The sequence below is a fragment of the Actinomadura roseirufa genome, assembly GCF_900659635.1.
Classification (GTDB): domain Bacteria; phylum Actinomycetota; class Actinomycetes; order Streptosporangiales; family Streptosporangiaceae; genus Spirillospora; species Spirillospora roseirufa.
In genome coordinates this window covers 1-14,432 of the sequence record NZ_CAACVB010000203.1, presented here as the reverse complement: position 1 = coordinate 14,432, position 14,432 = coordinate 1, and the positions used below count along the sequence as shown (strand labels likewise).

Genomic DNA, 14,432 nt, shown 5'->3' with positions numbered 1-14,432 from the left:
CCAGGGGCCCCGGGCGGCCCGCGCGTGGCTGGAGGCGGAGGTCGAGGCGATCCGCGCCTGCGGCCTCGCGGGCCGGGTCGTGCGGGCCAGGGAGCGGCGCAACGGCGCCCTGCCAGCGGCCCGTGCGTCCGGCGACCCGCGGCTGCTCGCCCGGATCATCGTCAGCTTCGACGTGCCCACGCTCTGGACCAGCCGCGAGTACGGCACCCTCGACCTCGGCGTCATCGAGGCGGCCGAGGAGACGCTGGCCGTGCTGCCCGCGGACGAGCGGGAGCTGCGCGCGCGGCTGCTGACCAGCCTCGCCATCGAGCTGGAGGGCGAGCAGGACGACCGGGGCGCCGCCGCCGCCGCGCTGGCCGTGCGGGAGGCCCGCGCGCTCGGCGACCCGGCGCTGCTCGCGGTCGCGCTGAACGGCGCCTACCTGAACGGATACCGCTCCGCGGCCGGCCTCGCCGAGCGGCGCCGCTACGCCGTGGAGCTGTTCGACGTCGCCACCGAGCACGGCCTCGGCGCCTATCTCGTGCTCGCGCACCTGGCGCTCCAGCAGGTCCGCGCCGTGGAGCTGGACCTGGCCGGGGCGCGCGCGCACCTGGCGGAGGGGCGGCGGCTCGCCGGCCAGTACGGGCTGCCGCTGCTCGGGCTGATCGCGACGTGGTACACCGGGCTGCTGCACGTCTTCGCCGCCGGGTACGAGGAGGCCGAGCGCGCCTACGGCGAGGTCGGCGAGGCCATCGGCAGCACGGGGATCTGGAGCAGCCAGCGCGGGATGGAGCTGCTCGGCACGTTCTGCCTGCGGCTCACGACGGGCCGGGCCGCGGAGATGGTGGACGCGGCGGCGTGGCTGCGCGAGCAGTGGGCGCACGTCGCCGTCACCGCCGACATCCACGCCCTGACGCTGATCGCCGCCGGGCGCCGCGCCGAGGCCGAGCGGGCGGTCGCCGGTGCCGGTCCCGTCCGCCGCGACTACTTCTTCGACCTCACCACGGCGGTCCGGGCCAAGCGCGCGATGGAGCTCGGCGACCGCGAGCTGGCCGCCGAGAGCTACGCCACGCTGCTCCCCTACGAGGGGCAGGTCACCGGCGGCGCGATCACCGTCGCCACGGTCGGCCCGGTCGCGCACGTCCTCGGCGACCTGGCGCGGTTCCTGGACCGGCCCCCGGCGGTCGCCGCCGCCCACTACCGCAAGGCGGCCGAGGTCGCGGGCCGGGTCGGCGCGACGTCGTGGGCCGAGCACGCCGGGCGGGCCCTCCGGCGGCTCGGCATCCCCGCGGCCTGAGGCCGCCGGAGGAGGACCGGACCGCGGATGGACGGGGCGTCGCGGCCGGTGGGCGACAATTGACGGGTGACAACGCTGGGAGACACGACGACCGGACGGCCGCCCGGAGCGCACCGGGCCGGGTTCGCCTGCTTCATCGGGCGCCCGAACGTGGGCAAGTCGACCCTGATGAACGCCCTCGTCGGGACGAAGGTGGCGATTACCAGCAGCCGGCCGCAGACGACGCGGCGGGCGGTGCGCGGCATCGTTCACCGGCCCGGCGCGCAGCTCGTCGTCGTGGACACCCCCGGCCTGCACAAGCCGCGCACGCTGCTCGGCGAGCGGCTCGACAGCCTCGTCCGTTCCACGCTGACGGAGGTGGACGTGATCGGCTTCTGCGTGCCCGCCGACCAGCCCGTCGGGCCCGGCGACCGGTACATCGCCCGGGAGCTCGCCGGGGTGCGCGGCACGCCGGTCGTGGCGATCGTCACCAAGACCGACCTGGCGCCGCCCGAGCAGGTCGCCCGCCAGCTCCTCGCGGTCGGCGAGCTGGGCGAGTACGCCGACATCGTGCCCTGCTCCGCGGCGGACGGGTTCCAGGTCGACCTCGCCGGTGACCTGCTGATCTCCCACCTGCCCGAGGGGATGCCGCTGTACCCCGAGGGCGACCTGACCGACGAGCCGGAGCAGGTCCTCGTCGCCGAGCTGATCCGCGAGGCGGCCCTGGAGGGCGTGCGGGACGAGCTGCCCCACTCGATCGCCGTCATGGTGGACGAGATGGGCCCGCGCGAGGGACGCGGCGACCTCGTCGACGTCTACGCGCACCTGTTCGTCGAGCGCCCCAGCCAGAAGGGGATCATCATCGGCCACAAGGGCGCCCGGCTCCGCGAGGTCGGCGCCGCGGCGCGCCGCCAGATCGAGGCGCTGCTCGGCACGAAGGTCTTCCTCGACCTGCGGGTCAGCGTCCTCAAGGACTGGCAGCGCGACCCCAAGCAGCTCCGCAGGCTCGGCTTCTACGACTGATCGCGCGCCGGGCCCTCCGGTGGCGCGGGCGGCGCGTCCCGGGGCTCGCGCGGGGCCTCGCCCGGAGCCCCGCCCGGGACGTCCGCGGCGGCGCGCTCGGCCGCGGCGCGCTCGGCCAGGGGACGGGCCAGGCTGACCCCGATCAGCAGCAGCGACGAGGCGATCGCGACGTACCAGCCGTACCGGACGCTGATCTGGTAGCCGACGTCCAGGCCCGCGCCGGGCGGCACGGCGGGCGGCAGGTCGTCGCGCACGTCGCCCAGCCGCAGCACGAAGACCCCGCAGGCCAGCAGGGCCAGCCCGGCGGGGACGGCGGCCAGGCCGCCGATCCGCGCGTCCCGCCCGGCGAGGTCCCAGCAGGCCATCCCGATCGCGAGCAGGGCCAGCACCGGCACCGCGAGCACGAGGTCGTCGGCGTCGATGCCGGCGAGGCTGCCGAGGTCGCGCGACAGCGGCCGGCCGAACAGGTCGACGACCACCCGGCCCCGCGCCCACGGCAGGAACGCCGACACCAGCAGCGCCGACGCGGTGACGATCATCGCCAGGTCCCAGGCGCCGCCGCGCCCCGCCGTGCGCGCGGCGGGCACCGCGAACGGCCCGTCCGGCCCGCCCGGCGGCGCGAAACCGTCCTCGGGCGGCAGGAACGAGGGGCGCGAGCGCTGGCCGCCCGTGCCGGAACCCAGGTCACCGGTCATGGACCCAGCGTAAGGGGAGGTGCCGCGTTGTCCGGGAGCCGCACGGCGGGGCGCGCGGGTCGGTAGTTTGGAATGAGTCCGTTATGGGAGGAGAGCCCCGGTGTTGCTCGTTTTCGGCCTGACGGCGGTGTTCCGCACGGTCAGCGAGGGGACCTTCCACTGCCCCCAGTGCGGCGGTGACCGGGCCTACCGGAGGCGGACCGGACGGCGCTGGTTCAGCCTGTTCTTCGTCCCGCTGGTGCCGCTGTGGCGGCTCGGGCAGAACGTGGAGTGCCGGGCCTGCCGGCGCCGCTTCGCGGTCTCGGCGCTGCGCACGCCGACCGCGCAGCAGATGGCCGCCGCGCTGCCCGCGGCGATGCGGGCCGCGGCCGCGCTGGTGCTGCGCGCCGGCGACCCGTCCGACGGAACGGCCCGCGCCCGCGCCATCGACACGGTCGCGGGCTACGGCGAACCCGGCTACGACGACGCCGGCGTCGAGACCGACCTCGAACTGCGCCGCGACGTCCTGGAGCGGGAGGTCGCGCTGGCGGGCTCCCAGCTGGCGGTGGAGGCCAAGGAATGGTTCCTCGCACAGGTCGTGCGCATCGGGCTGGCCGACGGGCCGCTCGGCGAGGGCGAGCGGCGCGTCCTGCACCGGATCGCCGAGCTGCTCGGCATGTCCCGCGCGTACGCGCTGGGTGTGATCGTCACGACCGAGGGAGCGTCACGCTGATCGGGAGCGAGCGGTGAACCCTCTGGTGAACCCCCGGGCCGTCTCCCCGGCCGGGAGCGCCTCCGCCCCTCCCGGCGGCGCCGGGACCGCGCTGGTCCGCGCCCCCGGCCCGCGGCTCGCCGACGGGATCGTCGCGCGTCCCGGCCGGCGGCGCCGGATCGACGTCGCGCTGGCGGCGCGCCAGCACACCGCCTACACGACGGCGCTGGCCGCGGCCGGCTGGCGGATCGGCGCCGTCGCCCCCGCCGACGACCACCCGGACGCGGTGTTCGTCGAGGACGCCCTGGTCGTCTGCGGCGACCTCGCCGTGCTGGGCCGCTCGGGCGCCGCGCGCCGCCGCGGGGAGATCGCCGGTGCCGAGCGCGCCGCGCACGAGCTCGGGCTGCGGATCGAGCGGATCAAGGACCCCGGCACCCTGGACGGCGGGGACGTGCTGCAGGTCGGCGACACCGTCTACGTGGGACACGGCGCCCGCACCAACGAGGAGGGCATCTGCCAGCTCGCCCACCTGATCGGCGGGCGGAAGGTGGTACCGGTCGACACCCGCGGCTGCCTGCACCTGAAATCGGCGATCACGGCGCTGCCGGACGGCACCCTGATCGGCCTGCCGGACCTGGTCGACACCTCCGTCCTGCCGTGCATGCGGGTCGTCCCGGAGGGCGCCGGCGCGCACGTGGTGGTGCTCGGGCCCGAGCACGTGCTGATGTCGGCCTCGGCGCCGCGCACCGCGGCCACGCTCGCCGCCGACGGGCTGCGGGTGACGACGGTCGACATCGGCGAGTTCGAGGCGCTCGACGGATGCGTCACGTGCCTGTCGGTGCTCGTCCCGCGCCGCGCGCCCGCGGGGCCGTGGCTCCCGGCGCACTGACCGGCCTCGCCCGACCTGCGACGATCCCCCCGGGGGCGGCGAGGAACATTCCGGGAGCGAACGGCCGTTCATGAGACGGGGGAGCACCCGATCGTCTCAACATGCGGGACGTGGTTTCCGTAACCCGGATGGCGTCTGTTAACTTGGCCAGCGTGTTGCGTGAGCTGCTCCTCCTTAGCGGCCGCAGCGGGGGCCTGTAACAGGTCGGCTCCCTCGCTGCGGGAGTTTGACGCGTCGGACGTCGGCCGCAGGATCTGAGCAGAGGGACCACCAGGGATGTATCCGCAACAACAGCCTTCCGGTATGCCGTTCCAGCGTTACCGGCCGTTCGCGCCGGTCCGGCTGCCGGACCGCACCTGGCCCGACAAGGTGATCACCGAGGCGCCGCGCTGGTGCGCGGTCGACCTGCGGGACGGCAACCAGGCGCTGATCGACCCGATGGACGCCGACCGCAAGCTGCGGATGTTCGAGCTGCTGGTGCGGATGGGCTACAAGGAGATCGAGGTCGGCTTCCCCGCGGCGAGCCAGACCGACTACGACTTCGTCCGGCAGATCATCGAGGAGGACCGGATCCCCGGCGACGTGGTGATCCAGGTTCTGACGCAGGCCCGCCCGGAGCTGATCGAGCGGACCTTCGAGTCCGTGCGCGGCGCCCGCCGGGTGATCGTCCACCTGTACAACTCCACCAGCACGCTGCAGCGGCGCGTGGTGTTCGGGCAGGACCGCGACGGCATCACCGCGATCGCGGTCGAGGGCGCCAAGCTGTGCGCCAAGCTCGCCGAGGACATGGGCGACACCGAGATCCACTTCCAGTACTCGCCCGAGTCGTTCACCGGCACCGAGCTGGAGTACGCCGTCGAGGTCTGCAACGCCGTCAACGACGTGTGGCGGCCGACGCCGGACCGCAAGGTGATCGTCAACCTGCCGGCGACGGTCGAGATGGCCACGCCGAACGTGTACGCCGACCAGATCGAGTGGATGCACCGGAACCTGGCCTACCGGGACTCGGTCATCCTGTCGCTGCACCCGCACAACGACCGCGGCGGCGCGGTGGCGGCCGCCGAGCTCGGCTACATGGCCGGCGCCGACCGCATCGAGGGCTGCCTGTTCGGCAACGGCGAGCGCACCGGGAACGTGTGCCTGGTCACGCTCGGCCTGAACCTGTTCACCCAGGGCGTCGACCCGCAGATCGACTTCTCCGGCATCGACGAGATCCGCCGGACGGTCGAGTACTGCAACCAGCTGCCCGTCCACGAGCGCCACCCCTACGGGGGCGACCTGGTCTACACCGCGTTCTCCGGGTCCCACCAGGACGCCATCAACAAGGGCTTCGACCACCTGCGGCGCGACGCCGAGGCCGCCGGGACCCCCGTCGGCGGCTTCCGCTGGGAGGTCCCCTACCTGCCGATCGACCCGCACGACGTGGGCCGCACCTACGAGGCCGTGATCCGGGTCAACAGCCAGTCCGGCAAGGGCGGCGTCGCCTACATCATGAAGACCGAGCACGCGCTGGAGCTGCCGCGCAGGCTGCAGATCGAGTTCTCCCGCGTCGTCCAGGAGCACACCGACAGCGAGGGCGGCGAGGTCACCGCCGAGCGCATGTGGGAGATCTTCGAGGCCGAGTTCCTCGGCAACGGCCCGCGGGTCGGGCTGCTGGCGCACCGGGCGTCCTCGCGGGTCGACGAGAAGGACGCGCTGAGCTGCGACCTGCGGGTGGACGGGGAGATCCGCGAGGTCCGGGGCGCCGGCAACGGCCCGGTGTCGGCGTTCGAGGACGCCCTCGCCTCCATCGGCATCGGTGTCCGGGTCCTCGACTACACCGAGCACGCCCTGAGCGCGGGCGGCGACGCACGCGCCGCGGCCTACGTCGAGTGCGACGTGAGCGGCACCACCGTCTGGGGCGTGGGCATCGACGGCAACATCGTCACCGCCTCCCTCAAGGCGATCCTCTCCGCCGTCAACCGGGTGGCCCGCGCCGCCCGCTGACCGCAGCGCTTCGGGGCCGGCCGCACCGGCGGCCCCGGCCGTCGCGCGAGCGCGCGACCCGTCACCCCGCACCTGGCAAAGCCGGGGCTCGGCCTCTCCGGTGGAGCCCCGGGCCGGGCTCCCGGTCCACGGCCCTGAACGGGCCGGGCCGGGTCCGGGCGGGCCCCATCGGGCCCGGCCCCGGGGGGCGCGGGCGGCCGCCTCCTTCAGATCACCGGCGGATCCCGGGACCGGACGGGGCGGGCGAGCACGACAGGGGCCGGGACGGCCGGATCCGGGTGGTCCGGCCGTCCCGGTCGCCGTGAAGGTCAGCGGGCGCGCCCGAGGACGTGGTGGACGAGCTCGCGGAGCGGTCCGTGCAGCTGCGCCTCCCCGACGGTCGTCCGGTCGCCGTCGATGTCGATCTCGTACAGGAACTGGTCGGGGATCCGGCCGGGCGGCGGCACATGGCCGAGGTCCACCCGGTCGACGAGCCCCGCCAGCATGGGATCGCGTGCGCTGTCGGACTCGGCCCGCTGCTCGATCCCGGCGAACCCCCCGCTTCTGATGACTGTCACCTTCACTGCACTTCCCGTTCCGGCTCACTCACAGTGAGACGCCTACCCCTGCCCACGCGTCGCGTATCGCTCCGGTCTCGGTCGCGTCCGCCCCGAAGAGGCGGGTCGCGGTCTCGACGATGGCGGCGGCGAACCCCTGGAAGTCGACGTCGGTCGCCAGGGAACCGCCCGTGAGTGTGTCGTACCACACACGCCCGGCCTTTTCCCAGGCGTTGCCGCCGATCGCGATGGCCGCGAGGTAGAAGGCGTGGTTGGGGATGCCGGAGTTGGTGTGGACGCCGCCGTTGTCGCGGTAGGTGTCGACGTAGTGGTCCATGTGGGCGGGCTGCGGGTCCTTGCCCAGCTGAGGGTCGTCGTAGGCGGTGCCCGGCGCCTTCATCGAGCGCAGCGCGATGCCGTTGATCCCCTCGGCCAGCAGGCCCTGGCCGATCAGCCAGTCGGCCTGGTCGGCGGTCTGGCCGAGATGCCACTGCTTCACGAGGGAGCCGAACACGTCCGACAGCGACTCGTTGAGCGCACCGGACTGGCTGTAGTACTCCAGGTTCGCGGTGTACTGGGTGACGCCGTGGGTGAGCTCGTGGGCGGTGACGTCGAGCGGCCCCGTGAACGCGGTGAACACGGCCCCGTCGCCGTCGCCGTAGACCATCTGCTCGCCGTTCCAGAAGGCGTTGTCGTACTTGTCGCCGTAGTGGACGGTCGAGACCAGCGGCAGGCCGGCGCCGTCGATCGAGTTGCGCCGGTAGGCGGCCTCGTAGAAGTCGAAGGTGGCGCCGAGCCAGTCGTAGGCCTGGTCGACGATCTTGTCTCCGGTGGCCGGCGCCCCCTCGGCGCGGACGACCTTGCCGGGCAGGTGCTCCCGGTGCCCGGCGTCCCTGATCGTCCGGTTGGGGACGAAGTCCTCGGTGGGGGAGGGGGCCGTCAGCGAGAGGCTCCGGCGCTCGGCGGCGTGCGCGGAGGTGAGGGCCAGGGTCCGGCGGGCACGGTCGCGCAGGCCCGGGTCCTCGGCGTCCTGCGCGATCCGCTCCAGCATGTGCGGCGGCACGATGTGGCATCTCATGCCCCAAAGCTGCCAGCTCCCTGTGATTCGAGCCACACCTTTCGGCACGGCATGGCGGCCGATTCCGGTCACGTTACGTAATGGCAACAAAGCGCAGGGGCACGGTCTGGGTGTCTTGTGAAGATCCTGGGGAGATGGGTGGTCGCAAGCGATGCACGTGACGGAGTGCGGGAGAATGACGGTGTGACCCTCTACCGCGACGAAGGCATCGTCCTGCGCACCCAGAAGCTGGGCGAGGCCGATCGCATCGTGACGGTGCTGACCCGGCGCACCGGCCGGATCCGCGCCGCGGCCAAGGGGGTCCGCAAGACCAGGTCCCGCTTCGGCGCGCGGCTGGAGCCGTTCACGCACGTGGACCTCCAGCTGTACGAGCGGCGCTCCCTCGACCTGATCACACAGGCCGAGACGCTGCGGCCGTACGGCGAGGGGCTGGTCACCGACTACCCGCGCTACACGGCGGGGACGGCGATGCTGGAGACCGCCGAGCGGCTCACCAGCGAGGAGGGGGAGCCCGCGCTGCGCCAGTTCCTGCTGCTGGTGGGCGGGCTGCGCACGCTCGTGGAACGCGCCCACGACCCGCGGCTGGTGCTGGACGCCTTCCTCCTGCGGTCCCTGTCGGTCGCCGGGTGGGCCCCGGCGCTCGACGAGTGCTGCCGGTGCGGGACGCGCGGCGGGCTGCGCGGGTTCGCGATCGCGGCGGGCGGGGCGGTGTGCGCGAACTGCCGACAGCCGGGCGCCGCGACCCCGGCGCCGCCGACGTTCGCGCTGATGCTGGCGCTGCTGCGCGGCGACTGGGACTACGCCGACGGGAGCGAGCCGCGCCACCGCGCGGAGTGCAGCGGCCTCGTGGCGGCCTACCTCCAGTGGCACCTGGAGCACGGGATACGGTCCCTGCGCCATGTGGAGCGCGAGCCCGGCGGCCCGGACGGGCCGTCCCCCGGCGCCGGCGGGGAGACCGACGACGCGACCACCGACGACACGACCACCAGGGAGAGAGTTTGAGAAGGGCCGTTTCGCCTCCGGAACCGCATCGGGACGGCGCCACGCCGCCCCCGATCCCCGAGGACCTGGTGCCACGGCACGTCGCCATCGTGATGGACGGCAACGGGCGGTGGGCCAAGGAGCGCGGGCTGCCGCGCACCGAGGGGCACAAGCGCGGCGAGGACTCGCTCTTCGACGTGATCATGGGCGCGATCGAGCTCGGCGTCCCGTACCTGTCGGCCTACGCGTTCTCCACCGAGAACTGGAAGCGCTCGCCGGACGAGGTGCGGTTCCTCATGGGCTTCAACCGGGACGTGATCCGCCGCCGCCGGGACCAGCTCCACTCGATGGGGGTACGGGTCCGCTGGGCGGGCCGCCGCCCCAGGCTGTGGCGCAGCGTGATCAAGGAGCTGGAGACCGCGGAGGAGATGACCCGCGGCAACGACGTGCTGACGCTCCAGTTCTGCGTGAACTACGGCGGCCGCGCCGAGATCGTGGACGCGGCGGCGGCGATCGCGCGGGACGTGCGGGCGGGCCGGCTGAACCCGGAGCGGATCAACGAGAAGGTCTTCGCCCGCTACTTGGACGAACCGGGTATCCCGGACGTGGACCTGTTCCTGCGCTCGTCCGGGGAGCAGCGCACGTCCAACTTCCTGCTCTGGCAGTCGGCGTACGCGGAGATGGTCTTCCTGGACACGCTGTGGCCCGATTTCGACCGCCGCCACCTGTGGCACGCGTGCGAGGTGTACGCCTCCCGGGACCGCCGGTACGGCGGCGCGGTCCCCAACCCGGTGGAGCCCGCCGCCGTCACCGGCTGAGCCGCCCCGTCAGACGAGCGCCGCGTCCAGCGTGATCGTCGTGCCGGCGAGCGCCTTGCTGACCGGGCACCCCTCCTTGGCCGCCTGGGCGGCCTTGGCGAAGTCGTCGGCGGACAGGCCGGGCACGCTGGCGCGGACCGTCAGGTGGATGCCGGTGATGCCCTCGCCCGGCTGGAACGTGACCTCGGCCTTGGTGTCGACCTTCTCCGGGGGCGTGCCCGCGCCGGCGAGGCCGTGCGAGAGCGCCATCGAGTAGCAGGTGGAGTGGGCGGCGGCGATGAGCTCCTCGGGGCTCGTCCGGCCCGCGGGCTCCTCGGCGCGCGAGGCCCAGGTGACGTCGTAGGTGCCGAGTCCGGAGGAGTCCAGTGAGACAGTGCCCTGGCCGCTCAGCAGCGGCCCTTCCCAGTGCGCGTTGGCGGTGCGTGTCGTAGCCATGCCCCCGATTCTTCCCCATCGGGGCGGGCGCCGGATCTTCGACCCGGGAAACCGGTGGCCACCGGGGGCGGTCACCGGCCTCCCCGGCCGGTCAGCGTGTCCCGGCCGCGCACTCCGCGCAGGTACCGAAGACCTCGACCGTGTGGGTGATGTCCGCGAATCCGTGTTCGGCGCCGATCGCCTCGGCCCAGCGCTCCACCGCGGGGCCCTCGACCTCGACCGTGCGGCCGCAGCCGCGGCACACCAGATGGTGGTGATGCTGCTCGGTACGGCAGGCGCGGTACACCGCCTCGCCGTCGTCGGTGCGCAGCACGTCGACCTCACCGGAGTCGCTGAGCGCCTGGAGCGCCCGGTAGACCGTGGTGAGGCCGATCTTGGAACCGTCCGCGCGCAGGTCGGCGTAGATGTCCTGGGCGCTGCGGAACCCGTCGCAGCCGACCAGCACCTGCCGCACCGCGTCCCGGCGGGCCGTCGTCATCCCTCAAGCACCTCCGCTTCGGCCTCCACGCCGGGCCTGACCGCGGCGGGAGGCTCGTCGTTCCCGGACGCGGTGGCCCGCGCACGTCTGCGTCGCACCACCGTCCCCCCGGCGACGGCGACGGTGAACAGGGCCAGCGCCAGCAGCACGATCGAGGGTCCCGGGGGAAGATCGTACTGGAAGGAGCCCGCCAGCCCGGATACAGCCGACAGTACACCGACTCCCATGGCCAGCAGCATGGTGCCGCGGAACCCCCGGGTGACCTGCTGGGCCGCCGCGACCGGCACGATCATCAGGGCGCTGACCAGCAACAGCCCGATGGCGCGCATCGCGATCACGACGGTGACCGCGGCGGTCGCGGCGATCAGCACGCTGAGGAACCGGACGGGCAGCCCGGACGCCCGCGCCACCTCCTCGTCCTGGCACAGCAGGAACAGCTCCCGGCCGAACAGCACGACGATGCCGAGGACCACGACCGCGAGCCCGGCGACCACGTACAGGTCGCCGATCGCCACGCTGCTGATGGACCCGAACAGATAGGACTGCAGGCTCGTCCCGCCGCCCTCGGCGTTGGTGAGCAGCACCCCGCCCGCCAGCCCGCCGTAGAACAGCAGGGCCAGCGCGACGTCGGCGCCGCTGCGGCTGCGGGCCCGCAGGACCTCGATCGCGACCGCGCCGAGCACCGACACCACCAGCGCCCCGAGCACGGGGGAGGTGCCGGTGAGCAGCCCGAGGCCGATTCCGGTCAGCGCGACGTGGCCGACGCCGTCGCCGAGCAGCGACAGGTTGCGCTGCACGATGAAGGTGCCCACGGCGGGGGCGGTCAGGCCGATCAGCACCGCCATCACCAGGGCGATGCGCATGAACTCGTAATGCAGCATCTCGGTCACGCGGACTTCTCCATCGTCGCCTCCGGCGCGGCGGCGAGCGGGCGCCCGCGCAGCGCCCGCTCACGGACCGGGCGGCCGTGCTCCAGCTCGACCGTCCGCGTGATGAGCGGCTCCAGCGGGCCGAGCTCGTGCGCCACCAGCACGACCGTGCGCCCGGCGCCGGTCAGCTCGCGCAGGGTCTCGGCGAGCGCCACCTGGTTCCCGGCGTCCACGCCCGCGGTGGGTTCGTCCATCACGAACACGTCGGGCTCGCCCGCGAGCGCGCGGGCGATCAGCACCCGCTGCTGCTGGCCACCCGACAGCAGGTGCGCCGGCTCGCGGGCCAGGGCGGTCAGCCCGGTCGCGGCGAGGGCGCGGTCCACCGCGGCCCGGTCGGCGGCGGTGCCGGGCCGCCAGCGCGACTGCCGGGCCACCCGGCCGGACGAGACGATCTCCCGTACCGTCGCCGGGACGCCGCCGCCCATGGGCAGCCGCTGCGGCACGTAGCCGACGCGCTTCCAGTCGCGGAACCGGGCGGGCGGCACGCCGTAGATCTCGGTCCGGCCCGCGGCGAGCGGGATCAGCCCGAGCAGCGCCTTGACCAGGGTCGACTTTCCGGCCCCGTTCGGCCCGAGGACGGCGAGCACGTCCCCGGTCTCGACCCGCAGGCCGACACCGGCCAGGACCTCGCGGCCGTCCCGCCGCACGCGGGCGCCCTTCATCGCGAACGGGGGCGAGGGGTTCGTCATGAGCACTCCAGGGCGGGCCGCAGGGTCCGCAGGTTTCCCCGCATGATCGTGATGTAGTCGTCCCGCGAGCCCTTCTCGACGCCCTCCACCGGGTCGAGCACGGCCGTGCGCACACCGGCCTCGCGGGCGAGCGCCTGCGCGACCTTGGGGCTGACCAGGGTCTCGGTGAAGACGGTGGTGGCCCCCGCGGACCTGATCCGCCCCGTCAGCTCGGCCAGCCGCTTGGGGGAGGGCTCGTTCGCGGGGTCGACCCCGGCGATCGGGACCTGCTTCAGGCCGTACCGCTCTGCCAGGTAGCCGAACGCCGCGTGCGCGGTGACGATCGTCGTGCGCGCGCACCCCTTCAGCCCGTCCTGGAACTCGCGGTCCAGCGCGGTGAGCTCGCCGGCGAGCGACTTGGCGCGTTCCCGGTAGCCGGCCGCGTGGCCGGCGTCCGCCGCCGCCAGCCGGTCGCCGAGCGCGGTGGCGATGGCCGCCATGCGGGCCGGGTCCAGCCAGATGTGCGGATCGTGGGCCGCCGCGTGGCCGTGCCCCTCCTCGTCCTCGCCGCCCGCGGGCGGCGGCAGCGTCGTGACGACGCTCGCCGCGTCCAGCGACCTGGACCCGGCGTGCTTGGCGACGGCGTCGTCCACGGCGGGCTGCAGGCCCTTGACGTAGACGGCGAGGCCGGACCGCTCGACGTCGGCGACCTGCCGGGCCGTCAGCTCCAGGTCGTGCGGCTCGGCGCCGGGACTGGTGAGGGTCTGCACGGACACCTCGCCGCCGCCGATCCTGCTGGCCAGCCAGGCCACGGGGTAGAACGACGCGACGACCCGCGTCCGGCCGGAGGAGCCGCCCGCGTCGGCGTCCCCGCACGCGGTCAGCCCGGTCAGCCCGGTCAGCCCGGCGAACCCGGCCAGTGTGAGCACGGCCGTCCTGGTGGTCAGTGGGAGGGCGAGCCGGGCACGGGAGGAGAACATGGAACGATTATGGACGAAGATGAAAATGATTGTCAAAATCGGCCGATGCCGCGAAGCAGGGCAAATACGGTCAAGACGCCCAAGGCGACCGCCCGCAAAGCCCGTCCCGGGGTGTCCAGAGCCGGCCAGTTGAGGTAGGCGAACCAGCCGAGCGCGAGCGCCGGCGCCAGCAGCGCCGCCGCCGCGACCCAGCCCGTGCCGGCCATGCCGACGACCAGGAGCGCGAACACGACCACCAGCAGCGTCCAGCGCGGCAGGCGGTGCAGGAACACCACCGGCACCGCGCTCCACCGCTCGACCGCCGCCCGCATCCCCGGCGCGGCCTCGCCCGGCCGCTCCCCTCGTGTGCTCACGCGCCCAACGTACTGCCAGGATGGACCGATGATCGCGATAACCCGGTACCGCGTTCCGGACGAGGCCGCTGGCGACTTCGCCGAGCGCATGACCGCCGTGCTCGGCGCGCTGGCGGCGAGCCAGGGCTTCCGGTCCGGCAGGCTCGGCCGGACCGTCGATGACCCCGGGCTGTGGGCCCTGGTCACCGAGTGGGACGGCGCCGGGTACTACCGCCGGGCGCTCGGCGCCTACGAGGTGCGCCTGGAGTTCCTCCCCCTGGCCGCCCTCGCGGTGGACGAGCCCGGTGCCTACGAGATCGTCAGTTCCGCCTGAGCGGCACGCCCGCCGCGGGTGAACCGCGCCCCGCCCGCCGTCCGGATCAGGGCAACGGCCGGGCAAGAAGCGGCCGGGACCGGTTTCGCCGTCCCCGGCCCCGGTGATCTCTGCCGCACACGGTCGCGCCGGACCCGCCCACCAGGGCCGCCGGGGGAGACCGCGGGCGTTCATCGGGGGAGATGTGATGCGGCATGCCGTCCTGCTCACCGCGCTGTCCGGAGTGGCGGCCACCGCTCCCCTCCTCGCCTGTCTCCGGCCGGCCGCCGCGCGGCCCCCGGCCGACCGGGCCGCCGCGCTGACCCGCGCCGCCTGGGACGCCCG

General features: G+C 74.1%; 16 protein-coding genes and 1 pseudogene. 8 read left to right on the top strand and 9 right to left on the bottom strand.

The features are described from left to right. Together E1291_RS42400 and era are read left to right on the top strand one after the other, a co-directional pair. Positions 1-1,276: pseudogene (locus E1291_RS42400) on the top strand (hypothetical protein); the annotation flags it as partial. Between the two features lie 66 nt (positions 1,277-1,342). Then, positions 1,343-2,278 (top strand): GTPase Era, encoded by a 936-nt coding sequence (gene era, locus E1291_RS30950; RefSeq protein WP_242614477.1) that lies wholly within the window; start codon positions 1,343-1,345, stop codon positions 2,276-2,278. Here era and E1291_RS30945 read toward each other — a convergent pair. Beyond that, the gene (locus E1291_RS30945) at positions 2,269-2,973 is read right to left on the bottom strand and encodes a hypothetical protein (RefSeq protein WP_131741621.1); all 705 of its coding nucleotides are present in this window, start codon (positions 2,971-2,973) and stop codon (positions 2,269-2,271) included. The two genes, era and E1291_RS30945, sit on opposite strands and share 10 nt — an antisense overlap. Positions 2,974-3,073: 100 nt before the next feature. On the opposite strand from E1291_RS30945, the gene E1291_RS30940 reads away from it, so the two are divergent. The 3 genes from E1291_RS30940 (at position 3,074) to leuA (ending at position 6,539) form a co-directional block, all read left to right on the top strand. Then, positions 3,074-3,685, top strand: a complete 612-nt coding sequence (locus tag E1291_RS30940) for a tellurite resistance TerB family protein (protein WP_131741620.1) — start codon at positions 3,074-3,076, stop codon at positions 3,683-3,685. A 22-nt stretch (positions 3,686-3,707) separates the two neighbouring features. Then, on the top strand, positions 3,708-4,553 hold the full coding sequence (ddaH, locus tag E1291_RS30935) for a dimethylargininase (protein WP_278045293.1): 846 nt from the start codon (positions 3,708-3,710) through the stop codon (positions 4,551-4,553). A gap of 276 nt (positions 4,554-4,829) precedes the next feature. After that, on the top strand, positions 4,830-6,539 hold the full coding sequence (gene leuA / locus E1291_RS30930; protein WP_131741619.1) for a 2-isopropylmalate synthase: 1,710 nt from the start codon (positions 4,830-4,832) through the stop codon (positions 6,537-6,539). A 308-nt stretch (positions 6,540-6,847) separates the two neighbouring features. On the opposite strand, the gene E1291_RS30925 is transcribed toward leuA, so the two are convergent. After that, complete coding sequence (locus E1291_RS30925) at positions 6,848-7,096, bottom strand: protealysin inhibitor emfourin (RefSeq protein ID WP_242614476.1); 249 nt, start codon at positions 7,094-7,096, stop codon at positions 6,848-6,850. Between the two features lie 28 nt (positions 7,097-7,124). Next, entirely contained in the window at positions 7,125-8,153 is a 1,029-nt protein-coding gene (locus tag E1291_RS30920) for a M4 family metallopeptidase (protein ID WP_131741618.1), read from the bottom strand. Positions 8,154-8,336: 183 nt separating this feature from the next. Here E1291_RS30920 and recO point away from each other — a divergent pair, with 183 nt between their 5' ends. Both recO and E1291_RS30910 read left to right on the top strand, forming a co-directional pair. Continuing rightward, on the top strand, positions 8,337-9,155 hold the full coding sequence (gene recO / locus E1291_RS30915; RefSeq protein WP_165495366.1) for a DNA repair protein RecO: 819 nt from the start codon (positions 8,337-8,339) through the stop codon (positions 9,153-9,155). Continuing rightward, complete coding sequence (locus tag E1291_RS30910; protein WP_131741616.1) at positions 9,152-9,952, top strand: isoprenyl transferase; 801 nt, start codon at positions 9,152-9,154, stop codon at positions 9,950-9,952. The genes recO and E1291_RS30910 overlap by 4 nt, the downstream gene beginning before the upstream one ends. Before the next feature lie 9 nt (positions 9,953-9,961). On the opposite strand, the gene E1291_RS30905 is transcribed toward E1291_RS30910, so the two are convergent. The 6 genes from E1291_RS30905 to E1291_RS30880 form a co-directional block, all read right to left on the bottom strand. Beyond that, the gene (locus E1291_RS30905; RefSeq protein ID WP_131741615.1) at positions 9,962-10,387 is read right to left on the bottom strand and encodes an OsmC family protein; all 426 of its coding nucleotides are present in this window, start codon (positions 10,385-10,387) and stop codon (positions 9,962-9,964) included. Between the two features lie 91 nt (positions 10,388-10,478). Continuing rightward, positions 10,479-10,865, bottom strand: coding sequence for a Fur family transcriptional regulator (locus E1291_RS30900; protein WP_131741614.1), 387 nt, complete (start codon positions 10,863-10,865; stop codon positions 10,479-10,481). Next, on the bottom strand, positions 10,862-11,755 hold the full coding sequence (locus E1291_RS30895) for a metal ABC transporter permease (RefSeq protein ID WP_131741613.1): 894 nt from the start codon (positions 11,753-11,755) through the stop codon (positions 10,862-10,864). Before E1291_RS30895 ends, E1291_RS30900 begins: the two co-directional genes overlap by 4 nt. After that, complete coding sequence (locus E1291_RS30890; protein ID WP_131741612.1) at positions 11,752-12,483, bottom strand: metal ABC transporter ATP-binding protein; 732 nt, start codon at positions 12,481-12,483, stop codon at positions 11,752-11,754. Before E1291_RS30890 ends, E1291_RS30895 begins: the two co-directional genes overlap by 4 nt. Further along, positions 12,480-13,442, bottom strand: coding sequence for a metal ABC transporter substrate-binding protein (locus E1291_RS30885; protein WP_131741611.1), 963 nt, complete (start codon positions 13,440-13,442; stop codon positions 12,480-12,482). The genes E1291_RS30890 and E1291_RS30885 overlap by 4 nt, the downstream gene beginning before the upstream one ends. Positions 13,443-13,474: 32 nt before the next feature. Next, positions 13,475-13,795, bottom strand: coding sequence for a DUF6703 family protein (locus E1291_RS30880; RefSeq protein WP_131741610.1), 321 nt, complete (start codon positions 13,793-13,795; stop codon positions 13,475-13,477). Between the two features lie 28 nt (positions 13,796-13,823). Here E1291_RS30880 and E1291_RS30875 point away from each other — a divergent pair, with 28 nt between their 5' ends. Beyond that, complete coding sequence (locus E1291_RS30875) at positions 13,824-14,108, top strand: antibiotic biosynthesis monooxygenase family protein (protein ID WP_131741609.1); 285 nt, start codon at positions 13,824-13,826, stop codon at positions 14,106-14,108. The last annotated feature ends 324 nt before the right edge of the window (positions 14,109-14,432 follow it).

Excerpts from the sequence above, each read along its gene's own strand:
- leuA (WP_131741619.1), top strand. The coding sequence starts at position 4,830 with ATGTATCCGCAACAACAGCCTTCCGGTATGCCGTTCCAGCGTTACCGG.
- E1291_RS30945 (WP_131741621.1), bottom strand. The coding sequence starts at position 2,973 with ATGACCGGTGACCTGGGTTCCGGCACGGGCGGCCAGCGCTCGCGCCCC.
- E1291_RS30900 (WP_131741614.1), bottom strand. The coding sequence starts at position 10,865 with ATGACGACGGCCCGCCGGGACGCGGTGCGGCAGGTGCTGGTCGGCTGC.
- E1291_RS30905 (WP_131741615.1), bottom strand. The coding sequence starts at position 10,387 with ATGGCTACGACACGCACCGCCAACGCGCACTGGGAAGGGCCGCTGCTG.
- E1291_RS30875 (WP_131741609.1), top strand. The coding sequence starts at position 13,824 with ATGATCGCGATAACCCGGTACCGCGTTCCGGACGAGGCCGCTGGCGAC.
- E1291_RS30890 (WP_131741612.1), bottom strand. The coding sequence starts at position 12,483 with ATGACGAACCCCTCGCCCCCGTTCGCGATGAAGGGCGCCCGCGTGCGG.
- E1291_RS30920 (WP_131741618.1), bottom strand. The coding sequence starts at position 8,153 with ATGAGATGCCACATCGTGCCGCCGCACATGCTGGAGCGGATCGCGCAG.
- E1291_RS30885 (WP_131741611.1), bottom strand. The coding sequence starts at position 13,442 with ATGTTCTCCTCCCGTGCCCGGCTCGCCCTCCCACTGACCACCAGGACG.